21 protein-coding genes are annotated in these 26165 nt (G+C 48.8%); 8 read left to right on the top strand and 13 right to left on the bottom strand.

Features of this window, described 5'->3' with window-relative positions; genetic code table 11:
* Positions 1-85: 85 nt before the first annotated feature.
* The 5 genes from IS446_RS01320 to IS446_RS01340 are packed head-to-tail and all read right to left on the bottom strand — an operon-like array spanning position 86 to position 8857.
* Complete coding sequence (locus tag IS446_RS01320) at positions 86-1867, bottom strand: Ig-like domain-containing protein (RefSeq protein ID WP_203057569.1); 1782 nt, start codon at positions 1865-1867, stop codon at positions 86-88.
* 28 nt (positions 1868-1895) lie between these two features.
* A complete protein-coding gene (locus tag IS446_RS01325; RefSeq protein ID WP_203057578.1) occupies positions 1896-3374 on the bottom strand; it encodes an SLC13 family permease in 1479 nt (492 codons plus the stop codon).
* Positions 3374-4159 (bottom strand): DUF4886 domain-containing protein, encoded by a 786-nt coding sequence (locus IS446_RS01330; protein WP_203057580.1) that lies wholly within the window; start codon positions 4157-4159, stop codon positions 3374-3376. The genes IS446_RS01325 and IS446_RS01330 overlap by 1 nt, the downstream gene beginning before the upstream one ends.
* 4 nt (positions 4160-4163) lie before the next feature.
* The gene (locus IS446_RS01335) at positions 4164-5585 is read right to left on the bottom strand and encodes a SusD/RagB family nutrient-binding outer membrane lipoprotein (RefSeq protein ID WP_203057590.1); all 1422 of its coding nucleotides are present in this window, start codon (positions 5583-5585) and stop codon (positions 4164-4166) included.
* Between the two features lie 17 nt (positions 5586-5602).
* Positions 5603-8857, bottom strand: coding sequence for a SusC/RagA family TonB-linked outer membrane protein (locus IS446_RS01340; protein WP_203057599.1), 3255 nt, complete (start codon positions 8855-8857; stop codon positions 5603-5605).
* A 182-nt stretch (positions 8858-9039) separates the two neighbouring features.
* Here IS446_RS01340 and IS446_RS01345 point away from each other — a divergent pair, with 182 nt between their 5' ends.
* The gene (locus IS446_RS01345; protein ID WP_203057601.1) at positions 9040-10194 is read left to right on the top strand and encodes a hypothetical protein; all 1155 of its coding nucleotides are present in this window, start codon (positions 9040-9042) and stop codon (positions 10192-10194) included.
* Between the two features lie 118 nt (positions 10195-10312).
* Here the strand turns inward: IS446_RS01345 and IS446_RS01350 are convergent, their stop codons facing one another.
* Complete coding sequence (locus tag IS446_RS01350; RefSeq protein WP_235996360.1) at positions 10313-10753, bottom strand: nuclear transport factor 2 family protein; 441 nt, start codon at positions 10751-10753, stop codon at positions 10313-10315.
* Positions 10754-11121: 368 nt separating this feature from the next.
* Here IS446_RS01350 and IS446_RS01355 point away from each other — a divergent pair, with 368 nt between their 5' ends.
* A complete protein-coding gene (locus IS446_RS01355; protein ID WP_203057603.1) occupies positions 11122-12033 on the top strand; it encodes a hypothetical protein in 912 nt (303 codons plus the stop codon).
* Between the two features lie 107 nt (positions 12034-12140).
* Here the strand turns inward: IS446_RS01355 and IS446_RS01360 are convergent, their stop codons facing one another.
* Complete coding sequence (locus IS446_RS01360) at positions 12141-12386, bottom strand: hypothetical protein (RefSeq protein ID WP_203057605.1); 246 nt, start codon at positions 12384-12386, stop codon at positions 12141-12143.
* A gap of 310 nt (positions 12387-12696) precedes the next feature.
* Between IS446_RS01360 and IS446_RS01365 the strand changes: the two genes are divergently transcribed.
* Positions 12697-13044, top strand: a complete 348-nt coding sequence (locus IS446_RS01365; protein WP_203057607.1) for a four helix bundle protein — start codon at positions 12697-12699, stop codon at positions 13042-13044.
* A gap of 22 nt (positions 13045-13066) precedes the next feature.
* Here IS446_RS01365 and IS446_RS01370 read toward each other — a convergent pair whose 3' ends face one another.
* Positions 13067-13816, bottom strand: coding sequence for an arylesterase (locus IS446_RS01370; RefSeq protein WP_235996361.1), 750 nt, complete (start codon positions 13814-13816; stop codon positions 13067-13069).
* 35 nt (positions 13817-13851) lie between these two features.
* Here IS446_RS01370 and IS446_RS01375 point away from each other — a divergent pair, with 35 nt between their 5' ends.
* Both IS446_RS01375 and IS446_RS01380 read left to right on the top strand, forming a co-directional pair.
* Positions 13852-14535, top strand: coding sequence for an ABC transporter ATP-binding protein (locus IS446_RS01375; RefSeq protein WP_203057609.1), 684 nt, complete (start codon positions 13852-13854; stop codon positions 14533-14535).
* Positions 14532-17075 carry an ABC transporter permease gene (locus IS446_RS01380; protein ID WP_203057617.1) on the top strand — a complete coding sequence of 848 codons (2544 nt, stop codon included), beginning with the start codon at positions 14532-14534 and terminating at the stop codon, positions 17073-17075. The genes IS446_RS01375 and IS446_RS01380 overlap by 4 nt, the downstream gene beginning before the upstream one ends.
* A gap of 231 nt (positions 17076-17306) precedes the next feature.
* Here IS446_RS01380 and IS446_RS01385 read toward each other — a convergent pair whose 3' ends face one another.
* Together IS446_RS01385 and IS446_RS01390 are read right to left on the bottom strand one after the other, a co-directional pair.
* Positions 17307-17600 carry a GIY-YIG nuclease family protein gene (locus IS446_RS01385; protein WP_203057619.1) on the bottom strand — a complete coding sequence of 98 codons (294 nt, stop codon included), beginning with the start codon at positions 17598-17600 and terminating at the stop codon, positions 17307-17309.
* 67 nt (positions 17601-17667) lie between these two features.
* Positions 17668-18714 carry an amidohydrolase family protein gene (locus IS446_RS01390; protein ID WP_203057621.1) on the bottom strand — a complete coding sequence of 349 codons (1047 nt, stop codon included), beginning with the start codon at positions 18712-18714 and terminating at the stop codon, positions 17668-17670.
* A gap of 142 nt (positions 18715-18856) precedes the next feature.
* Between IS446_RS01390 and IS446_RS01395 the strand changes: the two genes are divergently transcribed.
* The 3 genes from IS446_RS01395 to IS446_RS01405 all read left to right on the top strand — a co-directional run bounded on the left by IS446_RS01395 (position 18857) and on the right by IS446_RS01405 (position 21677).
* The gene (locus tag IS446_RS01395; RefSeq protein ID WP_203057623.1) at positions 18857-19708 is read left to right on the top strand and encodes a ChaN family lipoprotein; all 852 of its coding nucleotides are present in this window, start codon (positions 18857-18859) and stop codon (positions 19706-19708) included.
* A 38-nt stretch (positions 19709-19746) separates the two neighbouring features.
* Entirely contained in the window at positions 19747-20559 is an 813-nt protein-coding gene (locus tag IS446_RS01400) for a LytTR family DNA-binding domain-containing protein (protein WP_203057625.1), read from the top strand.
* Positions 20560-20672: 113 nt separating this feature from the next.
* Positions 20673-21677, top strand: a complete 1005-nt coding sequence (locus IS446_RS01405) for a S41 family peptidase (RefSeq protein WP_203057627.1) — start codon at positions 20673-20675, stop codon at positions 21675-21677.
* A gap of 97 nt (positions 21678-21774) precedes the next feature.
* On the opposite strand, the gene IS446_RS01410 is transcribed toward IS446_RS01405, so the two are convergent.
* The 3 genes from IS446_RS01410 to IS446_RS01420 all read right to left on the bottom strand — a co-directional run bounded on the left by IS446_RS01410 (position 21775) and on the right by IS446_RS01420 (position 26161).
* Positions 21775-21921, bottom strand: a complete 147-nt coding sequence (locus tag IS446_RS01410; RefSeq protein WP_203057629.1) for a hypothetical protein — start codon at positions 21919-21921, stop codon at positions 21775-21777.
* Between the two features lie 445 nt (positions 21922-22366).
* Positions 22367-23038 (bottom strand): ion channel, encoded by a 672-nt coding sequence (locus IS446_RS01415; protein WP_203057631.1) that lies wholly within the window; start codon positions 23036-23038, stop codon positions 22367-22369.
* Between the two features lie 3 nt (positions 23039-23041).
* On the bottom strand, positions 23042-26161 hold the full coding sequence (locus tag IS446_RS01420) for an efflux RND transporter permease subunit (protein ID WP_203057633.1): 3120 nt from the start codon (positions 26159-26161) through the stop codon (positions 23042-23044).
* Between the last annotated feature and the right edge of the window lie 4 nt (positions 26162-26165).

Below are 26165 nucleotides of genomic sequence, written 5' to 3' on the forward strand. Positions count from 1 at the left end.
TTCCATTTACCCCCAATCCACTTCCTGAACTTTACACAAACTCCCGTTTTCCTGAAGATCCCGCGAGTCGTGCAACTAATTATATTTAATTACATTCCGGGTACGGACATGCAGAGTTGGCGTTGCTGGTTGCTGTCGCCGCACAATCGAGTCCGCCAACCGTCCAGATACCATCCATCTTATAGGCCCAGGTACCGCTGTATTCCCAGCCTTCACCGGTTCCGTCTACATTGGCATCCCCATAGGTTTCGATCACCACACCGTTCTCAAAGAGCTCGATGGCATCGTCACCATTCTGGTTGGCTGTATCCTGAGAGTCGATCACCAGGTCGAACTTATTGGCACAACCTCCGAAATATGCGGTGATGGTTCCCGGCTCACGGGCGATAAGGATATTATCACCTTCCTTAGCAGAAACTGCCGGAAGCGTAAATTCTTGTCCGTCGGTTCCTCCACCGTTATTGGCAACCCCAATTCCGTAGATACTGAGGTCTTCTACATCTTTATTCACTCTCAGGTGCCATGCCTTACCTCCGTTGGTTCCACTTCCGTCCCACAGGAGGGCAAGCACTCCCTTAAGCTCAACGGCCGGGGCACAAAGCGGATACACACAAGATGAAGCATCCATGGTCGTCGCTCCTACGGTACAATCCACACCACCGGTGATCCATTCACCGTCGTACTTATACGCCCAGCTTCCGGTATACTCCCATGGCTCTCCTGTTCCGTCTACATTGGCATCTCCATAGGTTTCGATCACCTGGTCGCCACTAAAGAGTTCGATGGCATCGTCTCCGTTCTGGGTTACAGCAGTAGCCACAGGGATCACATGGTCGAATTCTGCAAAGCAGGCTCCAAAATAAGCCTCCAGCAGGGCAGGCTCACGCACCACAAGAATATGGTCTCCGGCAGCAACGCTTATCGCAGGAAGGTCCAGCTCGCGACCGTCGGTTCCTCCACCGTTATTCGCAATACCGAGTCCGTAAACACTCAGGTCGGCAATCGCTTCATTAGCGATAAGGTGAATGGCCTTACCGTCATTGGTTCCTGAACCATCCCAGGTCATGGCCATGATCCCTTTAAGTGATAATGGGGCTGCCTGTTCCTGAATGGTTACAACAACAGAAGAAGGCTCTCCGGCATCGGCATTGGTCACAGAGGCGATACCGATAATGATCTCTTCATTGATCTCATTCTCGCTATCGAGTAATGAGGTGATGGTGGCTGTTGCTTCCAGGCTCCCTGCAGGGATCACCACACTAAGTGGATCCAGGGTGAAGTCGGCATCCAGGGTAGCTGAACCTACTGATTCCAGTACTACAGTTACGTCGTTATCGGCAGGCTTATCAAGCGCTGCGGTAAGGGTGGCAGAACCACCGTTCTCTTCGATCTCGATCGTAGTTACCGAAAGCGATACCTGAGGCGGAATAAAGGCCTGGGTGGTGAACGATACTGAAAAATCGTCATTCAGGGTTTCTCCTTTAGCTCCATAAGCACCTGCAGGCAGGCTAATGGTATAGGTGGTTTCATAGGCCAGTTCATCGCTACTGCTCAACAGCAGGGTCGAATTCGTATTGGTGAAATCCACGTTGAAATCGGCTGCACCGTTCCCGCCGCTAATGCTCAGATTATCGGTAACCGCTGCGGTAACCATTTCATGAGAAAAGATCAGGCTTATATCAACATTGGTAAGCACGTCGGTAGCGCTATCCTTAAATTCGGCGCCATTGAGTTCTCCTTCCATAAAGATCAGGTTGGAGTCGTCTATAGCCGCCTCATCGTCGTCGTCACAGGAAACGACCAGGGTAAACATCCCCAGCATAAAGGCGGGGGCGATATACTTCAAAAGGTTAGACATTTTTTTCATATCAAAGTTTTAATGATTTCTGTGTTGTTTAATTGGTTGTTTTTACAAATTCCTGACCGAGTGACAGCGGATCGAAATCCCATACCAAGGGTAGCAGGAAATAAACGAATACCGACAAGAGTACAATGGAAATGATGTTCATCCATATTCCGGTACGTATCATATCGGGTATTCTCAAATATCCCGATCCAAACACCACGGCATTGGGCGGAGTAGCCACCGGAAGCATAAAGGCACAGGAGGCTGCAACGGTCGTGGCGACCATCAGGATATACGGATTCACCCCCAGCGAGATGGCTACCGGTGCCAGGATAGGCAACAGCATGGCCGTGGTCGCCAGGTTGGAGGTCATTTCGGTAATGAAGTTCACACTGGCGATAATGAGCACTACCAGCAATACCAATGGGAGGAATTGCAGCAGGGTCATACTGTTACCCAGCCAAACTGCCAGACCGGACGATTCAAAGGCGGCGGCCAGGGCCATACCACCCCCAAAGAGGATGATGATCCCCCAGGGCATCTTTACGGCCTCTTCCCAATTGATCAGGTTGCGCGACCCTTTGGCCGGCAAACAGAACAGGGCGATACCTGCGCACATGGCTATGATAGTATCGTCTATAGCAGGGAAGATCTTTTGTAAGAAGAACGAGCGGGTGATCCAGGCAAAGGCGGTAAGTACGAAAATGGTAAGCACCATCTTCTCTTCCCTTTTCATGGGTCCGAGTTCTGCAATGAGTCTTTGGATCTCTGCCTTACCTCCCGGGAACTCCTTTTGTTTAAAGGTAAAAGCCTTACGCGTGAGGTAGTACCAGCTTATGGCCAGCAGGAATACCGAAATAGGCAGCCCGAACATCAACCACTGGAAAAAGGTGATCTCGATATCGTACACCTCCTGCACATATCCGGCCAGCACCAGGTTGGGTGGTGTCCCGATCAGGGTAGCAATACCACCAATGGAGGCCGAATAGGCGATGCTGAGCATCAGGGCCTTCCCGAAAATAGCATTCTCATCGGCTACGGTATCGGGGTTGTCTTTAAGCTGACTAATGATCGACATGGCAATAGGCAACATCATCACCGAGGTCGCGGTATTGGAGATCCACATACTCATAAAGGCCGTGGCTACCATAAACCCTAAGATGATTCGGGTCACATTGGTTCCGATCAGGCTAATAATGTGCAAGGCAATACGCTTGTGCAGTCCCCATTTCTCTATGGCTATGGCCAGCATAAATCCGCCCATATAGAGAAAGATGTACTTGTGCCCGTACGACGCCGTGGTGCTCACCAGGTCGTTCGCCCCGGTGAGGGGGAACAGCACGATGGGGAGCAGGGCCGTTACGGCAATAGGCACCGCTTCGGTAACCCACCACAAGGCGATCCACAGGGTGGCGCTTAGCACATCCCAGGCCGCATCCGGCATGCCTCCGGGGGTGTCTATCGCCTGCATGATCAGGAATAGCACAGGCCCCAGGATGATAAATAAGTTCTTTTTAGTTTGGTTCATCAATTCGAAAAATTAGTGTTCGCTACATCAAATCGTTCTACAAGGTCTCTCAGGAATTTTCCGTTCTCCGGCAGGATAAAGGTCAGGTACAACTTCTCTCCATCTGCTGTGATCACCGACAGTCGGTTCGGGATCTCTGCCACCGATCGCCCCGTGAGGGTCTTATAGATCAGTAAGGCATTGAGGTAGGTCCCTTCCGGGGTCTGATGCTTGTCGTCAAAGAAGAGGTCGAGGTCCGGACGCAGGTTTCTGGCCTGCTCCCATACCATTCCGGCAGGGATCACGCGAACGCCCTTTTCTTTACCCAGCTTCAGATACTCCTCGGTGATCTCGGGTTGCATCACCGGATTCGAGTCATAGGCCCAGGTGAGAAAGAGCACAGGCTCTGCCTGCTTTTCCCTTACCAGGTCGATAAACTTCCCGGCGTATTCGCGAAAGCGTTCGGTATGGGCTATGGTGCTGGTACTGTGATCCTGTATGATCACGCGGCTCCATGACTCTTCTTCTAAACGCTTGCGGGTTTGGGTGTTCTTTTCTCCCTCCCAGTGTTGTTTCAGGTGACTACCACCCACGGTACTTTGAAAAGCATCAAGGTTCACGCCCTGGTCTTTGGCCATGGCCTCTACCAGTTGGGGAGTATTCCAGAAAAAGGTGAAACTGTTACCGATGAACAATACGCGTTCTTCTTCATTGTCCTGAGCGCTAACGCTGAGGCTGGCAAGCCCCAGGGTTAGCAATAGGATGATCCATTGTATTCGGGATATCATGTTCGCAATTTTATTCATCTACTTATTGGTTTACCGGGGTCGGTGCAAAGAAGTCCGGAATTGGGTTCGGAGCATTCTCATTACGATCTACTTCGGTTTGCGGGATCAGGAAGCGCTGTGGCAACTGGCTACCCGTGTTTGGTGTTACCGGAACACGCACTGACGCTTCTCCCTCTGTTCTTCGGGTGTCATTAAAAGTTTCAATTTGACCGAAAAGGGTAATATAGCGCTCTTCGAGGATCTCTCTGAGCAGGGCATCGGCAGGAGCGATCCCGTCGGTATTCTCGATCCCTCCGTTATCAAAGTCGGCTGCCACATAGGCGTCGTATTGAATATCGGCCGCATCGGCGCTGGTCATATAACCACCTCCGGCCAGGTAGGCTCGGTATTCGTTAAGATGGGTGAGTCCGGTATCGAAGCCTCCCGAACGCAGTCCGGCCTCGGCCAGGATGAGCATGTTCTCTTCGAAGGTCACCAAAGGAGCAGAAGCCTCCATAGCTGCAAATCCGTTATTCGTATTCGGCTGTATCCCTACACTGTTCTTGGTGAGCAGGTATTTAAAGCGTCCGGCCTCATTGGTCTTAGCGTTACCGCGGTAGTTCGCCGGGATCGGATTTCCTGTTCCCGGTTCGATGAGGCTCGCCATAAAGTCGGATACTACGAGGTCTGCACCGCGGGTTTCCAGGGCAAAGAACTGATAATAGAGATTGTTGGCTTCCTGGGCCGAACCGGCGGGTGCCATCATATTGTTAGCAGGATCTGCGATCCCGTTCTGAGCGGCACTATAGGCCATGGCATATTCTCCGGTGTGCATATAAAAACGGGCTTTCAGGGTATATGCAGCAGCGATCCATTGTTGCGGATTCCCGTCAAAATAGATCTCTGTTCCCGATTGTGGTCTTCCGGTTCCCGCAGCGAGGTCGGCAATGGCTGCATCCAGCAGGCCTTGTACCTTGGCATATACTGTAAGCTGATCTTCGTATACCGGATTCAGCACGTTCTCTTCGGCTGCTTCGTCAAAAGGAATATTCCCGAAAAGGGAGGTTGCCGTTCCGAAGGCATAGGCCTGAAGTACGCGGGTGATACCTCGGGAAACGGGAGCTTCTTCCCCATTTTCAGCGATCACATCTTCGGCGATCTTGGCATTTCTAATGGTATTTACAAAGGTGGCATACCACAGCGGATCAAAATCACTCGCAATAACCGAGTATTGAGAGAATCCCAAATGCTGACGATCGATCCCGGTAAATTGTCCGGCGAAGATCCCGGCTCTTCGGGCCGATTCTCCTGTTTGCAATACGATATTTCCGACCTCAGCCCCTGTGATAATATTCTCGTACGGACTGCTGGTCACATTGTTGGGGTCCTGGTTGATGTCTCCCACTGCTTCACTGCAAGACCAGAGACACAGGGCGGCTCCTAAACTATATATTAGCGTTTTCATTTTCATCGTTTTAATAATTACAGGTTCAGGGTTAAACTAAATACATACGACTTGGTACCGGGGTTGTTGAAGTAATCGATACCTCTTGCTTTACTTACCCCTGAGAGGTTGGTATCGGGATCGTTCCCTTCGAATTCGGTCCATAAGAAGAGGTTTCTTCCCATTACCGAGAACTGTACAGACTCAAAAGAGGTCTTCTCTTTCAACCAGTCTGAAGACCAGTTGTAGGAAAGGGCGATCTCACGAATACGACTCCAGGAACCGTCTTCGATGTAGAGCTCATCATTTCCTCCTCCGAAGAATCCTCCTTCACCGTTATACCAGGTTTCGGTAAGCGCTACCGGTCCACCTCCAAAGTCGGCTACATTCCCACGGAAGGTCTCCCCGATATTGATAATGTTTCCGTTCGCCTCGAAATAGTTTCGGGTTGCAGTCACTTCATTGGCTGTACTCTCCCAACGACCAAGGTCGGTAAGTACCGATTTGGTACCGGCGTAGATATCTGCCCCCTGGTAGGTTTCGAACAATACGCGCAGGTTAAATCCTTTATAGCTCAATGAGCTGGTCAAGGCACCCTGCCAATCAGGGTTAGGGTCTCCGATCACGCCTTCGGTCTGATCCTGTACCGGGAAACCGTACTCATCGAGCACCACATTTCCGGCTTCGTCTCTAAGGCTTTTAGATCCCCAAAGCACACCCAGCGGATAGCCTTCAACGGCTCTTGAACTCACTGCTGCAAGTCCGCCCAGGTTAAGGGAAGCAATGCCGCGTAGCTCGGTAACCTCATTACGGATTCGGGTGTAGTTACCTCCGATCTCCCAGTTCCAGTCTTCTCCGGAAATGATCTGATAACCCATATCGACTTCGACCCCTTTGTTGGTGATCTCTCCGGCATTGTCGTAGATCTCTGCAAATCCGGTGGAATTGGCCAGGGAAATATCGAGTAAGACATCTTCTGTAACGTTATCAAAGTAGGTTCCGCTAAAAGAAAGACGATCGTTAAAGAAACGCAGGTCTACCCCTATTTCGAACTCTTTCTTACGCTCCGGTCTTAGCTGGTTGTTACCCAGTCTTGCGCTTGGCACAAAAGCACCGTTCCCAAAGAGTCCTGTATTTAACTCACCTCCCAGGTTATCGCCAAAGGTAGGCTGCACATAGTTATTAAGTGTCCTGTAAGGTCTTGGCTCAACCCCCACCTCTCCGTAGGAAGCTCTCAGCTTACCAAAAGACAGGGTGTTATTCTCAGGGAAAAGCTCGGTAAACTGCCATGCTGTAGATACCGATGGGAAGGTAAAGGTGTCTCCGGACTCCGAACCAAAGGTTGAAGCCGCTTCCGTACGCAGGGAAGCATTGAGGAAGAACATCTCATAGGCCGAGAAGTTCATGGTTCCGAATACGGCCGCCTTGCGCTGACTCGTACTTCCGTATCCCGCCTGGATGTTTTCAGGCAGGGAATTGTTAAGGTCTCTTATCCCGCTGGCCACATCGATGAATTGGATGAAATTGGTCGCGGTGGCAGAATTCACTACAGAACGATCTGAGAAATAGTTGAATCCGACGATCCCGTCGAGAGAAAAGTCTTTGTGGATCTTAGGATCGATCTTCGCCATCCAGGTGGTATTGAATACGGTATTGTGGGCCTGAGAAACCGCCATATATCCCGGGCGGAACTCACCTGCTGCCGATCCCGGTGTGAGGAACTGTGATCTTTCTTCGGTATACTGGTCTAAACCGGTTCTTGAGATCAGGTCTAACCACGGTGTTGGCGATGCCGTAAATTCTACATTGGTAATGTAACGGTCTACCACGGCCAGGTTTTCCTGTTCGTTAATGGTCCATAATGGGTTGTTGTAGGTTGGTGTGCCATCGGCTCCCAGCGGCTCTCTGTACGATCGGTGTCTGTTAGCGATCGGGGAAGCATCGGGTGAACTGTAGTAATCTCCTCTATATCCTGAGATATCGAAATCGGCCGGGGTTCTGAGCAATCCAAGGTAGAGCCCTGAAGAACTCGCTCCCTTACGAATACGGTTCGAGCTGGTACGCGAATAGTTCGAGGTGAACTTCATACGCAGCCAGTCGTTAAAACGGTGTTTTGCATTAAAACGAGCCGTTGTTCTTCTGTAGTCAGAATTGTTCTTGATGACCCCTTGTTGGTCAAGGTCTCCTAAACTGAAGAATACAGAAGTGTTCTTTCCTCCTCCTGTAATACTGAGGTTATTCTCGAAGAAGTATCCGTTATCGAATACCTGGTCAAAGTTCGAATCGTCGTAGATACGCTGTGAATTCTTATTGATGATCGGATAGTAGGTGCGCCCATCCTGGTCTACATAAAACTCTCCGGTCGTATCGAACTCATCTTCTCCGCCTGCACGGTCGGCGATCTTATCTCCCCAGGAGTCACGGGCACGTTGGTCGTAAACCCCGTTATCTCCTTGTCCGAACCTGGTTTGCAGCGGATAACGACGGTTGATCTCATCGTAAGAGAAGGTACTCTGGTAGCTGATCGACATTTTTTCATTGAACTTACCACTCTTGGTAGTGATCATGATCACCCCACCGAGGGCCTGCGTTCCCCATAGGGCTGCAGCAGAAGCTCCCTTAAGTACCGACATGCTTTCGATGTCGTTAGGGTTAAGGTCATTCAAACGTGATTGCTGAGATACCCCACTGCGGTCACTGTTACCACGGGTGTCATTACTAATAGGCACCCCATCTACAATAATAAGGGGCTGGGTAGAACGATCTATAGAAGACAATCCACGAATCTGAATATACGAACCGGCACCCGGGTCACCCGAGTTCCTGGTAATACGCACTCCTGAAGATTTCCCTGAGAGTCCGTTAAGCAGGGTAGCCTCCTTGGCCTGTACCACAGCTTCTCCTTCTACCAGGGTGTTGGCATAACCCAATTCATCAGATCGCTCTTCAAAACCAAGTGATGTCACCACCACACCTTCAAGGGTGGTCACATCGGTTTGCATAATAACTTGCAGAGGGACAGTAGCATTAGCCAACGCAATCGTTTGCGTTTTAAAGCCAATATAAGAAAACACGAGGTTGGCGTTACCTCCGGAGACGGTCAGGGTAAACTCGCCGTCAAAATTGGTCACCGTACCGTTGGAAGTTCCTTCTTCCATTACGGCAACCCCGGCCATTGGCAATTGGGTGTCGTCTAAGACCGTACCCGTAATGCGCTGTTGATCCTGGGCAAAACTGATATGGGCAAGCAAGATCCCTAATACCAGAAAAGTCTTTTTTAGGTAAATTTTCATTCGTAATTGATTTAAGTTTCGGGTGAAATAACGATTGTTTAACACGTAATTACCGTAATGTTCATACGGCAATTTTGTCAATATTATAAAAATGGCTTCTGCTGAGCGGTGTTTTAAGCGTTTTTATCAATTTTTAGTGAATTTTATCCATATTTGCACTATCAACCAAGGCCCTACACATCATGTCGGATAAGAACCACATCGCTGCACTGCATCAAAATTTTATCGAATTGCTGGAACGTATCTACGGTTGCTTCGACAGGGAGAAGAATAAATTTGAATCGACCAGTAATTCGAAGATCGCCCGCGACCTTTTTTACAGTGATTCGCAATTCTCCAGGTTGATCAACGGAACGGCTTCTGAGGGTGAATTCGGAAGAGCGGTACGCAATGTGCAACGTTCCCTGGAATTGATGAAAGCCAAAGAGCACAGTAATGAGGTTGTTGTTGAAGTAAAAAAGAATCCGTTAAACAAACTTTTACTTGCCCTGGTTGCTGCCCTTGTGCTTGGCGGGCTTTATTTAGTGTATAAGTATACCCCTGTGATGCCGGCAGAAAATGACGTGGTATCTACATCCGATTCGCGTTATGACATGCTGAAATGGAGTTTCGAAAACCACTATATCAATCCTTATGTAAAGCTGAAGGAACTCCCCGACGATTGCTATTATCCCTGTTATAAGTACCAGGGGAAGTGGACGCTAAAGCAGGAATATAAGATCCCGTTCTTCAGGGAGCGCAACGGATTTCACTATGTGGCCAAGGAAGCCACCATGTATACCAATTGTTTACAAACGGGCGACACGCAGAATGGCGAGGCTTTTGAGGGTTACGAATACCAAAAACACGAGATCTGGTATGATGTGAGGGAGCTCCCTATTGATTCCTTTCTGGTGGAAGCCGGATCGACCAAGGTGCGTCCGGAATACAATAATTCCCGTATGGAAGACGATCAGAACTTTGTCAAGATCGCCTACATCCACACCTTTTTCCGTAGTGAATACCAAATAGATTCATTGGGAATTCACCGCCAGGGAAAGGTGATCGGCAGGGATATCGAGTTTGTCGAGCAGACAGCACTACTCGACGGATTGGGAGATGCGAAACTGGTTAGTGATGTGAAGTCGGAAATGAATGCCATCGCACAAAACCGACTGGAAGACTTCTCCAAACCCATAAGCTGTGATCCCGGGAAACTCCCCAGGGCTGACTTCCATGCTATTGATGAAGGTGATGAACTCGAGTTTAATTGTCAGTTTAGCACCGGCCGATTCCTGGTAGACTACAAGAAGACCTATGTGCTGGATTACCAGTATATCAATAATGTGTGTAGGTAGTGGTTAGGGAGTAGGGAGTAGGGAGTAGTGAGTAGGGCTTACCCTCCTTTCAGCTCTTTACCCATTAACCTTTTCATCCTCCGAAACCTTGGTACAGGAGGGATTTTTCCCCTTTACCTTAGTGCAAACTGATCACGCGGTATATCTTCCAACCCTCGGGGGTGTCCTTCCAAACCACAACAAACTTACTGGGTTCAGACTTACTGTCGCCTTCCATGTGGTTGATAAAGGAGTGTTTCCCTATCGCTACGGCACCAAAGCCCGGTATGGCTGAGACTTCGATGCTCCCCTCTAACAGTTCCCTGCTCACCTTACCGCAAATATTCTCTTCGATAGACTTCAGCAAAGCCTGCTTGTCGGTGACCAATCCGCCACTATCGTGATAGAATTCAATATCCTCATGATAGAAATCGGCCTGAGTATCCATATCACATTCGTTATAGGCCTTAAAATAAAGACTGTCCATTTTTCTTATGGTATTGGTAAGATCGCTTTGCGCCAACACCCCTAAGGTGCCGCTAAGAAAAAGCATCATACTGAAAGTCATTATATGTTTCATATGGTGGTGCTATTGATGATTCATATTGGTTAGTATCAGAAACCCGGATTTGTTACAAGGGTGAAATAGAGCGTAGAGAATGGAGAATGGAGAGTAGAGAATAGGTAGGGCGGAGATTTCATCCTCGCGAGTTCACCTCCCGGAGAGAGGCGGGTGGAGGACGACGTGGCGATCTCATGAGTTTGGTAGATGGGCATATAGGCTTGGGAGTTTTTAGGGAATGGTGATTTGTTGGCCGTGAGAAAAGGATCGATCAATTTGATCATAATCCACCCAAGTGTAACAATTTTGTTTTGACATCATCTTTAAAAGACCGAAGCACTTCTTGTGCTTCTGAAGCAATACATCATCAATCAAAAAACAGTATTATGTTAAAATCCTTTTTGGCCTTGTTTATGGCCCTTTTGCCTTTATGCGCCATAGCCCAGGACATCCCCGCACTTGCAGGTATCCAAATGAACGCACCGCTTGCTGAAGTGGAGGCCCTTATGCAAGAACGGTCTGCTTCCACAAAACTGATCACCATTGCCGAACCGCGGTTTCCGCTGGCGGAAAAGGAAGAGGCTCACCTTATTTGCCATGGCGTTACTACAGCCACTGGTACGCTGGAAAAGGTGGTTTTCACCTTTGCAGATAACCAGTTAGTCTATGTCGAAGCGCGAGGGAATGCCTCCGAAATATTTCCGAAGGCCGCAACCGATTCGATTCGTACCTATATGGACTACGACGTCTTCTTTGCCGATAAACTATTTATTCAGAAGAAGCAAGATACCGCATGGATACTCAGTGATGCCGCCCTGCATGTGAATCTCTTCGCCTGGGAAAATCCGTTTTTGCAAAACCCCGACCGTACAGCTTATCCTCCAATAAAAGAAACCGGGATACCGGCCTTTCTCACCATGGGAGCTTCCCTGGAGACCATGACCCCGTTAATGGAACAGCACAGTATGGTCACCTTTAAAGAAACCCTTGACGGTTCGGACCCTAACGCCCAGGTACAGGTGAATTGCTTTGGGGTAGATTATATGGGATTTCCGAGGAAGGCAGAAGCGCGCTTTGGCGACAACATCCTGAACGTAGTGTGGATTCTCACCGGAAAGGGAGAGGAAGACCGCATTCGCAAAGCCCTTAGGACAGCATATGGAGCGCCGGTATACACCAACGACGACTGGGAGATCTACAACAACTGGCAGGTCGGATTGCGAAAAGACAAACCCGAGGTATTGCTTATGGAGCAGAGCATCGGATCAGGATATAAAAAGAGCTATTTTAATCAGTAAAGAGCATGGAATTCCCTTGGCGAAAGGATGTCCTTGAAATAAAAAAAGGGTTTAACCACCTGATGTGCTCAACCCTCCTTCTATTTTAACGCTAATTCGAACTTTTCTTATTCACAACGATCAAGACAATCGCTATTGAGCGATCGCAAACGTTCTCCGCTGTAATAGGTGTCTTCACCTTTCACATCATCGGCATCCAACGGATCGGGAAGCCATTGGTTGATCTCGGGATAATAGGTGCATCCACAAGATTCCAGTTCATCAGAATCGTTGGTACAGGCAATGACAAGCGTGGCCATACCGAATACGATAGCCATAGCCCAACCCATTTGAGATAACTTTCTGTTTTTCATCTTACTTCGTTTATTGACTATTACACCGCAATATTAAAACACGCGGTTCACCCTGTAGTTAAGGCTGTGTTAGGGAAAGGTTAGAATTTCTTACAGGAAGATTAAGTTGAAGTAAACTCAGGGGTGAGTTTATTAAAGATACGGAAAAGTCGGGAAAGAGGGAAAGAGGGAAATGGGGAAAGAGGGAAAGAGGGAAAGAGGGAAATGGGGAAAGAGGGAAATGGGGAAACGGGGAAACGGGAATTAGTTTTGATATTGACAATAATAAATATAGATTATTTTCTACATTTATAGAAATAAAATAAATTAAATGCATACAGATTTAGACGTTTATAATCGCAGTATGGATCTTGTTGAAGAGATCTATAACCTCACAAAACAGTTTCCTGATTATGAGAGGTACGGGCTTGTTTCTCAAATTAACCGAGCGGTAGTATCCATACCGTCGAATATAGCTGAAGGTGCTGCCAGAGGAAGTACTAAAGATTACTGTCGCTTTATAAATATTGCACTGGGATCTGCATCAGAATTAGAAACCTTGCTAAGGTTATCAGAACGTCTTCGACTTGCCAATACCGAGAATATCATTAAGGATCGTCTTATCCCAGTACAGAAAATGCTATATAAACAAAGAGTAGGGCTTCAAAGAAGAATATAATAATCCCTAAATCCCGATTTCCCTACTTCCCTAATTCCCCACTCAAAACCTCCCACACATTCTCCATCAACACCTTCTGCCCTTCGGCGGTGGGGTGAATGCCGTCTTCCTGGTTGAGGCTGGGATCGCCGGCTACGCCGTCTAATAAGAAGGGAATAAGCGGCAGGTTGTTTTCTTTGGCGAGTTCGGGGTATATATTCTTAAAGGTGGTGGTGTATTCCGGTCCCAGGTTGGGTGGCATTTGCATTCCTGCGAGGATAATGGTGGCTTCCGGATATTTGGCTTTTACCTTATCGATCATCGTTTGCAGGTTCTTACGCGTTTCTGTAAGTGGGATTCCGCGTAAACCATCATTGGCGCCGAGCTCCAGGATAAAGATATCGACCTCCCCTTCCAGCACCCAATCCAAACGGGAGAGTCCGCTGGCGGTCGTATCCCCGCTCAATCCGGCATTGATCACCTTATAGCCGAGCTGTAGCGAATCCAGACGATCCTGCACCAGGGCAGGAAAAGCTTCTTCAGTATCGAGTCCCATCCCTGCGGTAAGGCTGTTCCCAAAGAAGAGAATGGTTTTGGTTTGGGCCGGATTGATTTCCTCAGATGGTCCCTTTTCATTATCCGACTCACTACTCCCTACTCCCAACTCACTACTCCTTACTCCCTCTTTACTATCGGCTTTTTCCTTACATCCTATAAAGAGTATCGATATGAGGCATGCCATTAAGCCCACCCATTTTCTTATCTTCACCGTTCCCAATGTATTTCGATGCATTGTTTCCTGATTAATGTTTCTGCAAAATACCAAAAATGGCATACATACTAAAGGTCGACAACCTCACGAAATCCTATTCCAGCGGCAACAGGTCGCTTACCGTGCTTAACGACGTTTCTTTTGTGATCCCCGAAGGATCGTCCTTTTCGATAGTGGGGCCTTCCGGTTCCGGGAAAACAACCCTACTCGGACTCTGCGCCGGATTAGACACCACCGACAGCGGGAGTATTACCCTGTGCGGTACCGAACTAAAGACCTTGAGTGAAGACCAGCGGGCGGTCTTACGCAACCAGAAGGTAGGTTTTGTGTTCCAGGATTTTCAACTGCTACCAACCCTTACGGCCATTGAAAATGTGGTCGTTCCACTGGAATTACAGGGCGTAAAGAATGCCGATGCTACGGGGCGCGAGCTTCTGGAAAAAGTAGGCCTTGGAGAGCGTATGCACCACTATCCCAATCAGCTTTCCGGCGGAGAGCAACAGCGGGTAGCCCTGGCGCGGGCATTTTCGAACAAGCCACAGATCCTCTTTGCCGATGAGCCCACCGGGAACCTGGACGAAGCCACAGGAGAGAAGGTTACCGAACTGCTCTTTAACCTCAATAAAGAAGCCGGTACTACCCTGGTGATCGTTACCCACGATATGGAATTGGCGAGAATGACCGATCATATGATACGCCTTAAAGGCGGGAAACTCATCGAAAACAAAGCTGCCCTATGAGTACTCCACGCACCTCAAAAGCCGGTTTTGGATGGCTGCTAAAAATGGCATGGCGGGATGGCCGTGCCAGCTGGGGACGTATCCTCCTGTTCATGGCCTCGACCATCCTCGGGATCGCAGCCGTGGTCTCCATACAATCGTTTAGCGACACCTTGAAAGACAATATCGCCCTCCAGTCCAAAGAGCTTATGGGGGCCGATTTCACCATTGACACCGATAAGAAGCCCAATGAACGGGTGACCTTTTTAATGGACTCCCTCGGCGGATACGATGCCCGGGAGGTGAGTTTTGCCTCTATGGCTTCCTTTTCGAATACCGACCAGACGCGATTGGTGCGCGTTCGCGGGATCGAAGGGAACTTTCCCTTCTACGGGAGCCTGGAAACCGAACCGGCAACGGCGGCGGCAAACTACCAAAGCAATGGCGGCGCATTGGTTGACGCCACCCTGATGATGCAATTTGGCATCAGTCCCGGAGACACGATCAACCTCGGAGAGATCAGCCTTCCCGTTCTCGGCGCCCTGGAAAAGGCTCCCGGAAGCACCTCCATGTTCGGAGCCATCGCCCCACCGGTGATCATTCCGCATCAGTTTATCGGTCCGTCCCAACTCGTACAGCTGGGCAGCCGCGTCGATTACAACTTTTATTTTGAAGATACGACCACCAATCTCGAGCTCCTCGATCAAAAGGTCGATCCCATACTCGACGATGAGAATGCCGATATGGACACCCATACTTCTACCAGCAGCCGACTGGGAAGGCGGTATGAGAATTTCGGAAAGTTCCTGAACCTGGTCGCCTTTATCGCCCTGTTATTAGGGTGTGTGGGTATTGCAAGCTCCATACATATCTACATCAAAGAAAAACTACCTTCGGCAGCCCTGCTCAAATGCCTCGGTGCCAGCCGTAAACAAACCTTTATGATCTACCTCCTTCAGATCGCCTTTATGGGACTATTAGGAGGTATTCTCGGGGTGGTCATCGGCCTGCTCTTACAACAGCTCTTCCCTTATTTCCTGGAAGACCTGTTACCTGTAAGCCTTAGCCTGAGCATCTCGGTACCGGCCGTAGTTAGCGGACTTCTCCTGGGAGTACTTATGAGCGTGCTTTTCGCCTTGTATCCGCTATTGAGCACCCTGGGGGTTTCTCCCCTGGCGACACTGAGAAAGCAGGACACCCAAAATGCCCTGCCCAAAAAGTGGGGATGGGGCGTTTTTGCCCTCATCCTGCTCAGTATCTTTTTGATCTCGCTGTGGCTCCTCGATAATGCCAAATATGCCATTTGGTTCGTAGTAGGTATTGCCATCACCTTTGCCATACTCAGCGGGGTGGCCCACCTCTTTATGCAGGGAATCAAAAAGTTCTTCCCCAAGCATTGGAATTTCGAGGCGCGACAGAGCCTGCTGAACCTATTTCGTCCGCAAAACCAGACCCTCATCCTTATCCTTGCTATCGGGGTGGGAAGTTTTTTGATCTCTACCCTCTATTTTACCAAAGACATGCTGTTGCAGGAAGCCACCCTGGCCGACCAACAGGACAATCCGAACATCGTCTTGCTCGATGTGCAAAGTGATCAGCGCGAAGGGGTAGCACAAACCATTGAGGGGAACGAAATGAACGTGATCAGCGATATTCCCATTGTCACCATGCGGGTGGCCAGTATTAAGGGACGTTCGGTCAATGACCTGCGTCGCGATACCACCTCCACGATCAACCGCTGGGTGCTGAGTCATGAGTTTCGCACCACCTACCGCGATCATATGGTCAAGTCGGAAACCTTGCTGGAAGGAGAGTTCATCGACTCTGCATCAAGACAGGGAGTGATCCCCATCTCGGTGAGCGAGAATTTTGCCCGAGACACACAAACCAATGTAGGCGATACTGTAGCCTTCAATATTCAGGGCGTGGTGATGACCACGGAGGTGAAGAGTATCCGCACCGTAGACTGGAGCCGGATGGAGCCTAATTTTAATATCGTATTCCCGGCCGGGATCTTAGAGAATGCCCCCCAGTTCAGGGTGTTCACCACCAAGGCCGGAAGTGAAACGGTATCGGCACAATTTCAGCAGCAATTGGTGAAATTGTATCCCAATATCTCGGTATTAGACTTGCGTCAGCTCCTCAGTATCCTGCAGGACTTGCTGGCCAAGATCTCATGGATCATCAACTTTATAGCCTCCTTCAGCATCTTTACCGGGATCATTGTATTGTTCGGTGCCATTCGAAGCACGAAGTTCCAGCGTACTAAGGAAAGTGTATTGTTACGCACCTTAGGTGCCAAAGGCAAGCAGATCACCAAGATCGTCGCTTTGGAATACCTCTACCTGGGCGCTTTGGGAAGCCTGATCGGGATCCTGCTTTCGTTGATCGGTTGCTGGCTATTGGCGTGGTTTGCTTTTGAAACTACCTTTACCCCTTCGTGGTTCCCGTTCTTGGTGCTCTTCCCGGCGATCACCCTGCTCACCTTATTCATTGGGTGGAGTAACAGCCGTGGGGTGATCAAGAGTCCGCCGTTGCAGGTGCTTAGGCGGGGGTCGTAATATAATAACCTTGTTTCTTAAATTACCTCTCGATACGATCGCTACGCGATCACTCGAGGTGACAACCTCGTCAGTTCGAGTGCTGCGACGGAAGGAGCAGTATATCGAGAACGCTTCACCATATAAAAGGATTCCAAAAACCAATACCTCTCGATACGACCGCTACGCGATCATCATTCCTTCAATATGCAAGCATATTCTCGGTAGACAAGCTCGAGGTGACAAACCCGGTTATTTATTAAACTTCTTCTTAGCAAGCTCCGGTAATTTGTCATATTCTTCATTGATAAGGCATTCTTTCTTGGCTCTTGACCATCTCTTAATCATTTTCTCATATTCAAAAGCCTGTTCAATGTTGGTGAAATCACAATAGAACCTGAGAATAACAGGGCGCCGACTATGAGTATAACTACCTTTAAAGGTTCCGTTATTGTGCTGTTGCATACGTTGATCAAGATCTGTAGTTACTCCAGTGTAATAACTTCCATCCGCACACTCCAAAATATAAACATAACTGATGCGCATCTTATCGCGTTTTAATATAGAACTTCGCCCTAAGGGACGTCAGGCTATACCTGATACGAAGCATAAATCATAAATTGCCATCTTTATTCTTTACTCTTTGTTCTTCCATCTTTGCTCTTTGCTCCTGCATCTTAGACAGCACCACCCGGTGATGCAAATGCTTCTCACTTTCCGATAAGCCCAAAAACCTCGCGGCATTGAAGTACATGATGTCGCGCTTCTGAGCTTCGTTGAGCCAGCCGATATTGTAGATCACCCGAAGGTTGTCTTCGATGGTGCCTTCAAAATCGGAACCGAACATAAGCCGATCCCCGAGTCTGCTGGCATAAAGCATCCTGAGATTGGGTTCCCATACCTCTTTGGGCTGGTATAGGGAGATGGCACTGATATCGCAATACACCCCGGGGTAGTCACGCATGAGGGCCAGTGCCTGCTGTGAATAGGTGTCGCCGTAGTGCATAAGGTATAGCTTGAGATTGGGATATTTTTCCAGTACCGGCCTGAGCAATTCAGGATCGGCATAATCGGGACGGTAATTCGGACGCTCTCTTTCATTCACCTTATTCGGTCCTGCATCGGCATGCACCCCTATGGGTAGTTGTAGCGCTTCTGCCACCGCCCAATAGGGATCCAGACGCGGATCGGTAGGTGGAATGCCATAGTAATTGAACAGGGTTTCGCCCATGGCCCTGAGGTTGTGGTTGGCATAGAGCTCCTTAAGCTCCTCCAGGGTCATAAACTCTTTTTCACAAGGCCAGTCCCGGGCCACCTGCTTACTACACGGAAAGGTGATCCCCGCCCAGATACGCGTATCGGCTTTGGCGTATTCCTTAGCATATTTCACACTTCCGCCACCAATGGCCAGTACCACCTGGTTGCGATCGAGGGTTTCGATGAGCCAGGCTTCTCTCAGGCTATCCAAAGTCGCCCCGTTTTGAAGTCCGCCGGGATTGTAGTGTTCACTTTTCGCATCGCCCCGATACAGGTGGAGGTGCACATCGATGACCGGCTGACCGCGCATGAACTGTTCAAAGGTTTGTGCATTGACCGTGGGAAGGATGAGTAAGCAGCATGCTGAGAGCAATACCGCTGAGACATTTTTTATTTTTAACATATAAGGAGTTCCTGGATCGTTAGCTCAAATTACATAATTATGCCATGGCTTTCTCTTAGTGTTCTGTTAAGAGGTAAGTTTCAAGGCGTATCGTTACATTTACTCTAACTTACTTATATTTATCGGAAAACTATTACATATCATGAAGCACCTTATTCTTTCAACCTTTTTCCTCCTTACTGCCACTACCCTTTTGGCCCAAAAAGAACCGTATAAAATTTTTGACCAGAATGGGAAGAAGGTGCGATACAAAAAAATGCTTCGTGAAATGGAGAAGTCAGACCTTGTCTTTCTCGGGGAGCTGCACAACGACCCTATCGTCCACTGGCTACAACTGGAGATCACAAAAGACCTTAATGAAGACAGGGACCTGGTGCTGGGTGCAGAAATGTTCGAAGCCGACAATCAGGAAGCTGTAGATCGTTATCTGAAGGGAGAGATCGATCAAAAGGCCCTGGATACCCTGGCCCGACTTTGGCCTAATTATGCCACCGACTACGCCCCCTTACTGAACTACGCAAAAGACAACGACCTTAAATTTATCGCCACCAATATTCCGCGTCGCTATGCCAATATGGTATACAAAGGCGGATTCGAGGTGCTGGATTCTCTTAGCGATCAGGAAAAAAGCTGGATGGCACCGCTGCCTATGGCTTTCGAGCCTGAGCTACCCACTTATAAGAAGATCCTCGAGATGATGGGTGGCCACGGCTCACAGGCCCTGGTGATGGCACAGGCCACTAAAGATGCTACTATGGCGCATTTTATCCTGAACCATATGAAAGACGATGTGCTGTTCATTCACTACAACGGCTCTTACCATTCTGATTTTAAAGAGGGCATCGTTTGGTATATCAAGCGGCAAGAGCCGCAAACCAAGGTGATCACCTTTACCACCGTACTTCAGAAAGACCTGAAAAAGCTCAAGGAAGAACACGAGGGGAAAGCCGATTTTATCCTGGTGGTCGATGAGGATATGACGCGGACGTATTAACAAACTTCTTTGTATTTTTCTTAAATCAATTCATAAGCATGCAACTCAACCGGTCGATCGCTTTTACCGCTTCCTGGAAATACACCTTCCTGATCGCATTGATCCTGGGAGCGCTCATTAGCTTCATCCTGATCTTTTTGCAGCCTTTTGACACCTACCAGCATAACATTTCCAATAAAAACCTGTTGTTGAGCGGTTACGGCCTATGCATTGCCATCCCTGTATTACTCATTCATTTCCCTGAACTGTTTTGGTACAGGTCCCAAAGATCAAAGTGGTATCTATTCAATGAACTCCTCATTCTGGCTGTGGGGTTACTACTCATCACCGCTCTTTGCTTTGTGTATAACAATGTCGTGATCAACGGGTATCCGGTTACCTGGGCATACTTCTGGGAGTGGCTCATGACTTTTGGGCTTCCTTTCGTACCCTTTATCATGCCGGTTTGGATCTACCTTAGGTTTAGATTCAGCGGGGTCACCATTGCACAAGACATTGCAGACATGGCTCCTATTATCATCGAAGGGGAAAATGTGAACGAGCAATTACAGTTCACCCCGGAACAATTCATATTCGCCCAGGTGCAATCCAACTACGTGGATATCTACCTCCTGAATGATCAGAAAAAAGCGGAAAAACACGTACTGAGGAGTACCCTCTCGGCCCTGGTCGACCAGATCCCTCATGCCGAGCAGGTACACCGTTCCTACCTGGTGAATCCGCAATACATCACTTCCCTGGAGGGCAACACTCGTAAAGGTGCTGCGGTATTACAACACATTGCCGATCCCATTCCCGTTTCTCCAAAACACTTCAAAGGACTCAAATCCTACCTTCAGGATCGTCCCTGAAACTTCAATTTAGCCCCTGTTCATACGGGTTTATCACGAAATCTTCAATCCGGTCACACTTATTTTTTCATAAGGAATGAGTGGCATTACTTTGCTTCAAAATCATTCGAATCATGAAAATTATCATCACCATCATCATCAGTTTTTTAAGCCTGTTCGTGCAGGCTAATGACCCGATCAAAGAACGCAAGCAGTTATTAGACCAGATCTTTGAGATCCTGGAAACCAACATTGCCAATCCGGCCTGGTTGGAAGAAGACGCCTATGTGAAATTCAAGAACACCCTTTACAGTGAAAAGGTGTTACACCTAAGCGAGGAAAAATTCATTGCCCTGTTCAAACAGCAACGCCACACGTTGCCCTTTTCCCATTTTGACCTTAGGTTTCCGCAGGGTGCACCGGGAGGGGAAGCAGACAGCGACCAAACAAATACAGCCGAAAAACAGGAGGTCCTTACCTGGAAGGCCATCGACGAGCATACGGCCTACCTTGATGTGAATACCTTTGTTACCGATGCGGCGCCCATGATCAAAGCGGTGCAGGAAATTGGCATTGATCGCTACGAGAACCTCATCATTGACCTTCGTGGCAATGGAGGCGGTTCATTGGATGCTCCCGTGGTACTGGGGCAATTCCTAACAGACAAACCCATGGATGCAGGTGTGTATCTCACCCGTAAATGGTTTGAGCGGGAGGGCCGACAAGCCACCCATGAAGATATCGCGAAAATGCCCTTTTTGCAGGATATGACCTATCAGGGTATCGGAAAGATGTTTGCTGAAGAAGCCGCTTTTCGCATGGTACTCCCGGGTCATAACCGTCCCATATTCAAAGGAAAAGTATACGTGCTCATTGACGGTGCCACGGGAAGTGCCTGTGAGCCACTGGTAGACCTGTTCAAAAAAGAAAAGATCGGCACCCTGGTGGGAGAGAAGACGTTTGGAGGGATGCTGAGCGGAAAGACCTTCCCCCTAAATGAGAAGATCAAGGTGTTCTTACCCATAGCCGATTTTCAAACGGCTACCGGAGAGCGCATCGATAAGGTAGGGGTGTCGCCGGATATCCGTGTACTTGCAGATGACGCTTTGGACTATGTTCTGGAAAACCTGATCAAATAAGATAAATAGCGACTAAAAACCATACGTTGAATTGGTTCGCGAGCGTCCCGGAAGATGATTGATGTTGTCTTTGGGGCGCTCTTTTTTTGTCTTAAGGCTAAAGATCCCTACCCGTCCACACCAGATACCCGATGATCACGAATCCTAAAGCGGTTAATCCCGGCGCCGAGATGCGGTTGATCACAGCAAGAATAAACAGCCAGAGGGCCAAAAAGAATAACACAATTGCCAGTGCCTTTCGCATGTGATTTTTTTGAAAAGTTGCGCTAAGTTAATCTTTTATCACATTCCTAATCAGGTGTTTGGAGATAATTTTAAGATTGCATCTGTTTTAGGGCCGGTAACGGTAGAGGAGTAAAGCCCTTCTTCGCTAAAGCTACGAAGGGTGAAAAGGTTAAGGAGTGAAGACCATTCAATTTTTCATCAACCGGCGCGTTCGCCAAAACTCTAGTGAAGGAGAAAACCTTGGCGAAGGTTGACCGCCCTGACCGTCTACCTGCATACCCCTCTCGATACAATTGCTACGCAATCACTCGAGGTGACGATCTTGTTTCCCTATTTACCGGCCTACCTCTCTACCTGTCTACCCTCATTCAGGAGATCGCCACGTCCTCCTTCATCCTCTCCCTTCGGGAGACAGGCTCGCGAAGTCGAAATATTCAATCACCATAGTTCCCTACTCCCATTAACTAATCCCTCAAATACTTCCCGACGATAAATGCGATCACGGTAGTGAGATAGAACTGTCCGGCGAGGCCCAGGAGTACGACCGTTTTTTGGGCAAGCATGGAATTAGGTACAATATCACCATACCCGATCGTGAGCAGGGTAATAAAAGAGAAATACATAAGCTGAGAACCATCGCCAGGCGTAGTACCTGGGATATCTCTGGAAAATGAAATGGCATCAGGATTGCCCTGCATAATGAGCTGCAGCAGGAAGAGTCCGATAAATCCAAGGGTGACATAGCCGCTGAACATCCCCAGGATCACCCGAACTCCGACCTTTTGTTCCTGTATGATCTGGGAAATGATCTCTACGAACAATACCAGGTACAGTATAACGAACAAGGCTACCCTCAGGTTATCTAAAAATGAGAAGAGCCACGGCTGAAGGGCCAGCAGCAGTTCAATAACGATCAGGGAGATCAAAAAGTAGAACAGCTTCTTTCTCCTGAAAATAATGGTGAGCCCCGCAATGAGATTGCCGAGCATGAACAGGGACAAGACCAGTTTATGGAGGGCTTCGGCCTCCAGCAGGATCTTTTCAAATGGCACCAGCAAACTCCCGAACAATACCAGGAGCTGACTAAAGAAAAAGATGTGAAACCGCCAGCGGTAAATGGCCTTAAGAAATTTCATTAGCTATTCTTTCAGGAGTTCCGGATCGAATTCATAATCCTTATAGCTCACCTTGTACAGCAGTCCGTAAAGGGCCGGTACAAATACCAGGGTGATCACCGTACCAAAGAGGAGTCCGATCATAATACTCACGGCCATACCTTCCCACATATCCCCTCCGCTTATATACAAAGGTATAAGTCCTAATACCGTGGTAAAGGTCGCCAGTAATATCGGACGGAAGCGCTGTAAACAGGCGCTTATGATACCGTCTTGTGCACTTTTGCCCAATTGATTCTGTTCGATCTCCATCCGGTCGATGAGTACGATGGCGTTATTGATCACGATCCCTGCCAGGGAGATCACCCCTAAGAAAGGCATGAATCCGAAAGCCTGCCGGAAAAGCAAAAGACCGATCACCACCCCGATGATCCCCAGCGGAATGGTAAGCACGACGATGAGCATTTTTCGATAAGAGTTAAACTGAATCACCAACAGTAAAACGATAATAAAGGCACTCAGCGGAAGGTATTTCACCACGGCGCCCATATTCTCAGCCGTGTTTTTGGCATCTCCCCCCAGCTGGTAAAAGAAGCCCTGGGGCCAATCTTCCTGGATCTCATCTAACCAGGGCAGCATGGTCGACATCACCTCAGCCGCATTTCCGCTTGCCGTAAGCTCACTGGATACGGTGATGGTTCGAAACTGGTCAAAACGCACGATCTTGGCATACTGCCACAAGGGTACGATGCTGGCCACCTGTAAAAGCGGCACGCTTTGTCCCGTACTTTGAGAATAGACATTCAAGGTTTCGAGCGATTCCAGGCTTTGCTGCTGATCGCTGTCGCCACGCATCAGGATAGGTATAGACTTATCATCTTCGCGGTACTCCCCTGTTTTGAATCCGTCGAGTACGGTTTGCAGGGAGATCGCAATGTCCTGGCTGGTTACCCCTGCCAGTTGCGCCCGGTTCTGATCGATATTGATGAGCAGCTTTTTACTTTTCGGTCCCCAGTCGTCTTTGACGTTCTTGGTGCCCGGGAGCTTACTCAGTCTCCGGCGAATATCCAGGGAGATCTCCGACAAGACATCGGGATCTTCACCAGACACCCTGATCTCTATCGGGGTCCCTCCACCGCCACTGCCCAGAGACGACACCTTGATATCGGCATTCGGAAACGAATTAAAACAGTATTTGTCGAGCTTTTCGATCATGGCATTGTTCATTTCGAACGAACTGGTATTTACCAGCATATGCGCATAATTGGAGTTGGGCTCGTCGGGTGAGTACCCCAGGTCATAGGATTCCGGACCTTTGCCCACATAGGCCGACCAGTCTACAATACCTTCCTGCCTGTTATCATTTACCTGGAGGGAGTCCCGCATATAGGTTTCCAGGGTATGAATCAGGGCTTCTGTACTTTCAATACGCGTACCTTCGGGCAGGTTCACATCGACGGTGATCAGGTTCCTGTCGCTATCCGGGAAGAACAGAAAGGGGATGAGACCGAAGCCGATTATAGACAGTACGAACATAGCAAAGATGGCCGAGATCACCAACGCTTTTCGGGTAAGGGCGAACATGATCAGGTCCTTGTATTTCAGTTTGAGCTTATAGAGTACCTTATCGATAAATGAAGGTTCGGATTCCGCTGTTTTATTACTCGGTTTTAAAAAGAGGTAGCACAGCAATGGGATCACGGTAAGGGCGATGACCCATGAAGACAGGAGCGAGATGGAGATCACTACGAAGATCGGTCCTACGATGTCTCCCATGGTCGATTCGGCCAGGTAAAAGGCCAGGAAGGCAGCCGAGGTGGTCAGGGTCGATATCAGCAAGGGTACCGAAAGTTCGGAATACGCTTCTACGGCCGCCTGTTTGGGCGCAATTCCTTCATCCATTTTTACCATAATGGTCTCTGCGACCACGATGGCATTATCTACCATCATTCCCAGCGCCATGATGAGCGCTGCGAGGGTCACCTGGTTAAGACCGATATTCAGCACCCCCATGATCATGAGGGTCATTAGTATCACCATGGGGATCAAACTGGCGATCACCAGCCCGGAACGCAGTCCGAGGAAAAAGAGCATCACCAGAAGTACGATCACGACCGACTGCCCGAGGTTCACCACAAAGTCTTTGATCTTGAGGTCGATATAGGTATCCAGAGAAGAGATGCGTGTAAGCTTCATCCCGACGGGCAGGATGCCCTCCCATTTGGTCATCACCTTGTCTACATCGGCTCCAAGGTTGACGATATTTGCGCCTTCGATAAGGTTCACATGGATGGAGATCCCTTCCTTCCCTTCAATGGTCACGATCTGCGAAGGCGGATCAATATACCCTTTGGCAACGACGGCAAGATCACCCAGGGCCACCATTTGCTGACCCTGTTCCCCTACGGGAATAAGCATTTCCCTTATGTCGTCTATGCTGTTAAAGTTCCCTGTGGGCTCCAGGATAATACGTTCCTGTTCGAGGTTGATCTCTCCCCCGGAGCTCAGGATATTGGTTGAATTGATCAGATTCTGCAGGCGTCCGGAGGTGAGTCCGTACTCTTTGAGTTTTGCATCGTCGTATTCCACAAAGATCCTTTCGTCCTGCACCCCTCCAAGTTCTACTTTGGCGGCATCGGGAAGTTTGATCATCTCATCCTTGATATCGTCGGCGTAATCTTTAAGTTCGGCATAGGAGAATCCGTCGCCGGTGAGTCCGACCACGATCCCATACACATCACCGATCCCCTCATCGTCGAGGTAGGGGTTGACCCCATCCGGGAGGCCATCCATAGATTGAAGTTTTCTTCTGAGAAGGTCCCACACTTCCTGTAATCTTTCCGGAGGCACCTCATCTTTCAAGGTTACGGTAACCACAGAGAGTCCCGTTCTGGAGGTACTGCTCATCTCTTTGAGTTCCGGAAGCTCCTGGGCGATCTTTTCCACCCGGTCGGTCACCAAAAGCTCGGTACGTTCAGGTCCTGCCCCGGGGAACTGGGTGATGATATTGGCCACCCGCACCGTGTATGGCGGCATGCTATCCCGCGACAGGGAAACGAAAAGCGTGAGTCCGAGGATAATGATCGTACCCAGGACGGTAAAGGTAATTCGGTTGCTATCAATAGAAAATCGACTGAGATTCATACAG

Origin of the sequence: Robertkochia sediminum (genome assembly GCF_016786255.1) — a bacterium.
GTDB lineage: Bacteria > Bacteroidota > Bacteroidia > Flavobacteriales > Flavobacteriaceae > Robertkochia > Robertkochia sediminum.

What these genes read in the sequence shown, in the direction of transcription:
- IS446_RS01320 (WP_203057569.1), bottom strand. Translation starts at nt 1,867, where the DNA reads ATGAAAAAAATGTCTAACCTTTTGAAGTATATCGCCCCCGCCTTTATG.
- IS446_RS01325 (WP_203057578.1), bottom strand. Translation starts at nt 3,374, where the DNA reads ATGAACCAAACTAAAAAGAACTTATTTATCATCCTGGGGCCTGTGCTA.
- IS446_RS01330 (WP_203057580.1), bottom strand. Translation starts at nt 4,159, where the DNA reads ATGAATAAAATTGCGAACATGATATCCCGAATACAATGGATCATCCTA.
- IS446_RS01335 (WP_203057590.1), bottom strand. Translation starts at nt 5,585, where the DNA reads ATGAAAACGCTAATATATAGTTTAGGAGCCGCCCTGTGTCTCTGGTCT.
- IS446_RS01340 (WP_203057599.1), bottom strand. Translation starts at nt 8,857, where the DNA reads ATGAAAATTTACCTAAAAAAGACTTTTCTGGTATTAGGGATCTTGCTT.
- IS446_RS01345 (WP_203057601.1), top strand. Translation starts at nt 9,040, where the DNA reads ATGTCGGATAAGAACCACATCGCTGCACTGCATCAAAATTTTATCGAA.
- IS446_RS01350 (WP_235996360.1), bottom strand. Translation starts at nt 10,753, where the DNA reads ATGAAACATATAATGACTTTCAGTATGATGCTTTTTCTTAGCGGCACC.
- IS446_RS01355 (WP_203057603.1), top strand. Translation starts at nt 11,122, where the DNA reads ATGTTAAAATCCTTTTTGGCCTTGTTTATGGCCCTTTTGCCTTTATGC.
- IS446_RS01360 (WP_203057605.1), bottom strand. Translation starts at nt 12,386, where the DNA reads ATGAAAAACAGAAAGTTATCTCAAATGGGTTGGGCTATGGCTATCGTA.
- IS446_RS01365 (WP_203057607.1), top strand. Translation starts at nt 12,697, where the DNA reads ATGCATACAGATTTAGACGTTTATAATCGCAGTATGGATCTTGTTGAA.
- IS446_RS01370 (WP_235996361.1), bottom strand. Translation starts at nt 13,816, where the DNA reads ATGCATCGAAATACATTGGGAACGGTGAAGATAAGAAAATGGGTGGGC.
- IS446_RS01375 (WP_203057609.1), top strand. Translation starts at nt 13,852, where the DNA reads ATGGCATACATACTAAAGGTCGACAACCTCACGAAATCCTATTCCAGC.
- IS446_RS01380 (WP_203057617.1), top strand. Translation starts at nt 14,532, where the DNA reads ATGAGTACTCCACGCACCTCAAAAGCCGGTTTTGGATGGCTGCTAAAA.
- IS446_RS01385 (WP_203057619.1), bottom strand. Translation starts at nt 17,600, where the DNA reads ATGCGCATCAGTTATGTTTATATTTTGGAGTGTGCGGATGGAAGTTAT.
- IS446_RS01390 (WP_203057621.1), bottom strand. Translation starts at nt 18,714, where the DNA reads ATGTTAAAAATAAAAAATGTCTCAGCGGTATTGCTCTCAGCATGCTGC.
- IS446_RS01395 (WP_203057623.1), top strand. Translation starts at nt 18,857, where the DNA reads ATGAAGCACCTTATTCTTTCAACCTTTTTCCTCCTTACTGCCACTACC.
- IS446_RS01400 (WP_203057625.1), top strand. Translation starts at nt 19,747, where the DNA reads ATGCAACTCAACCGGTCGATCGCTTTTACCGCTTCCTGGAAATACACC.
- IS446_RS01405 (WP_203057627.1), top strand. Translation starts at nt 20,673, where the DNA reads ATGAAAATTATCATCACCATCATCATCAGTTTTTTAAGCCTGTTCGTG.
- IS446_RS01410 (WP_203057629.1), bottom strand. Translation starts at nt 21,921, where the DNA reads ATGCGAAAGGCACTGGCAATTGTGTTATTCTTTTTGGCCCTCTGGCTG.
- IS446_RS01415 (WP_203057631.1), bottom strand. Translation starts at nt 23,038, where the DNA reads ATGAAATTTCTTAAGGCCATTTACCGCTGGCGGTTTCACATCTTTTTC.
- IS446_RS01420 (WP_203057633.1), bottom strand. Translation starts at nt 26,161, where the DNA reads ATGAATCTCAGTCGATTTTCTATTGATAGCAACCGAATTACCTTTACC.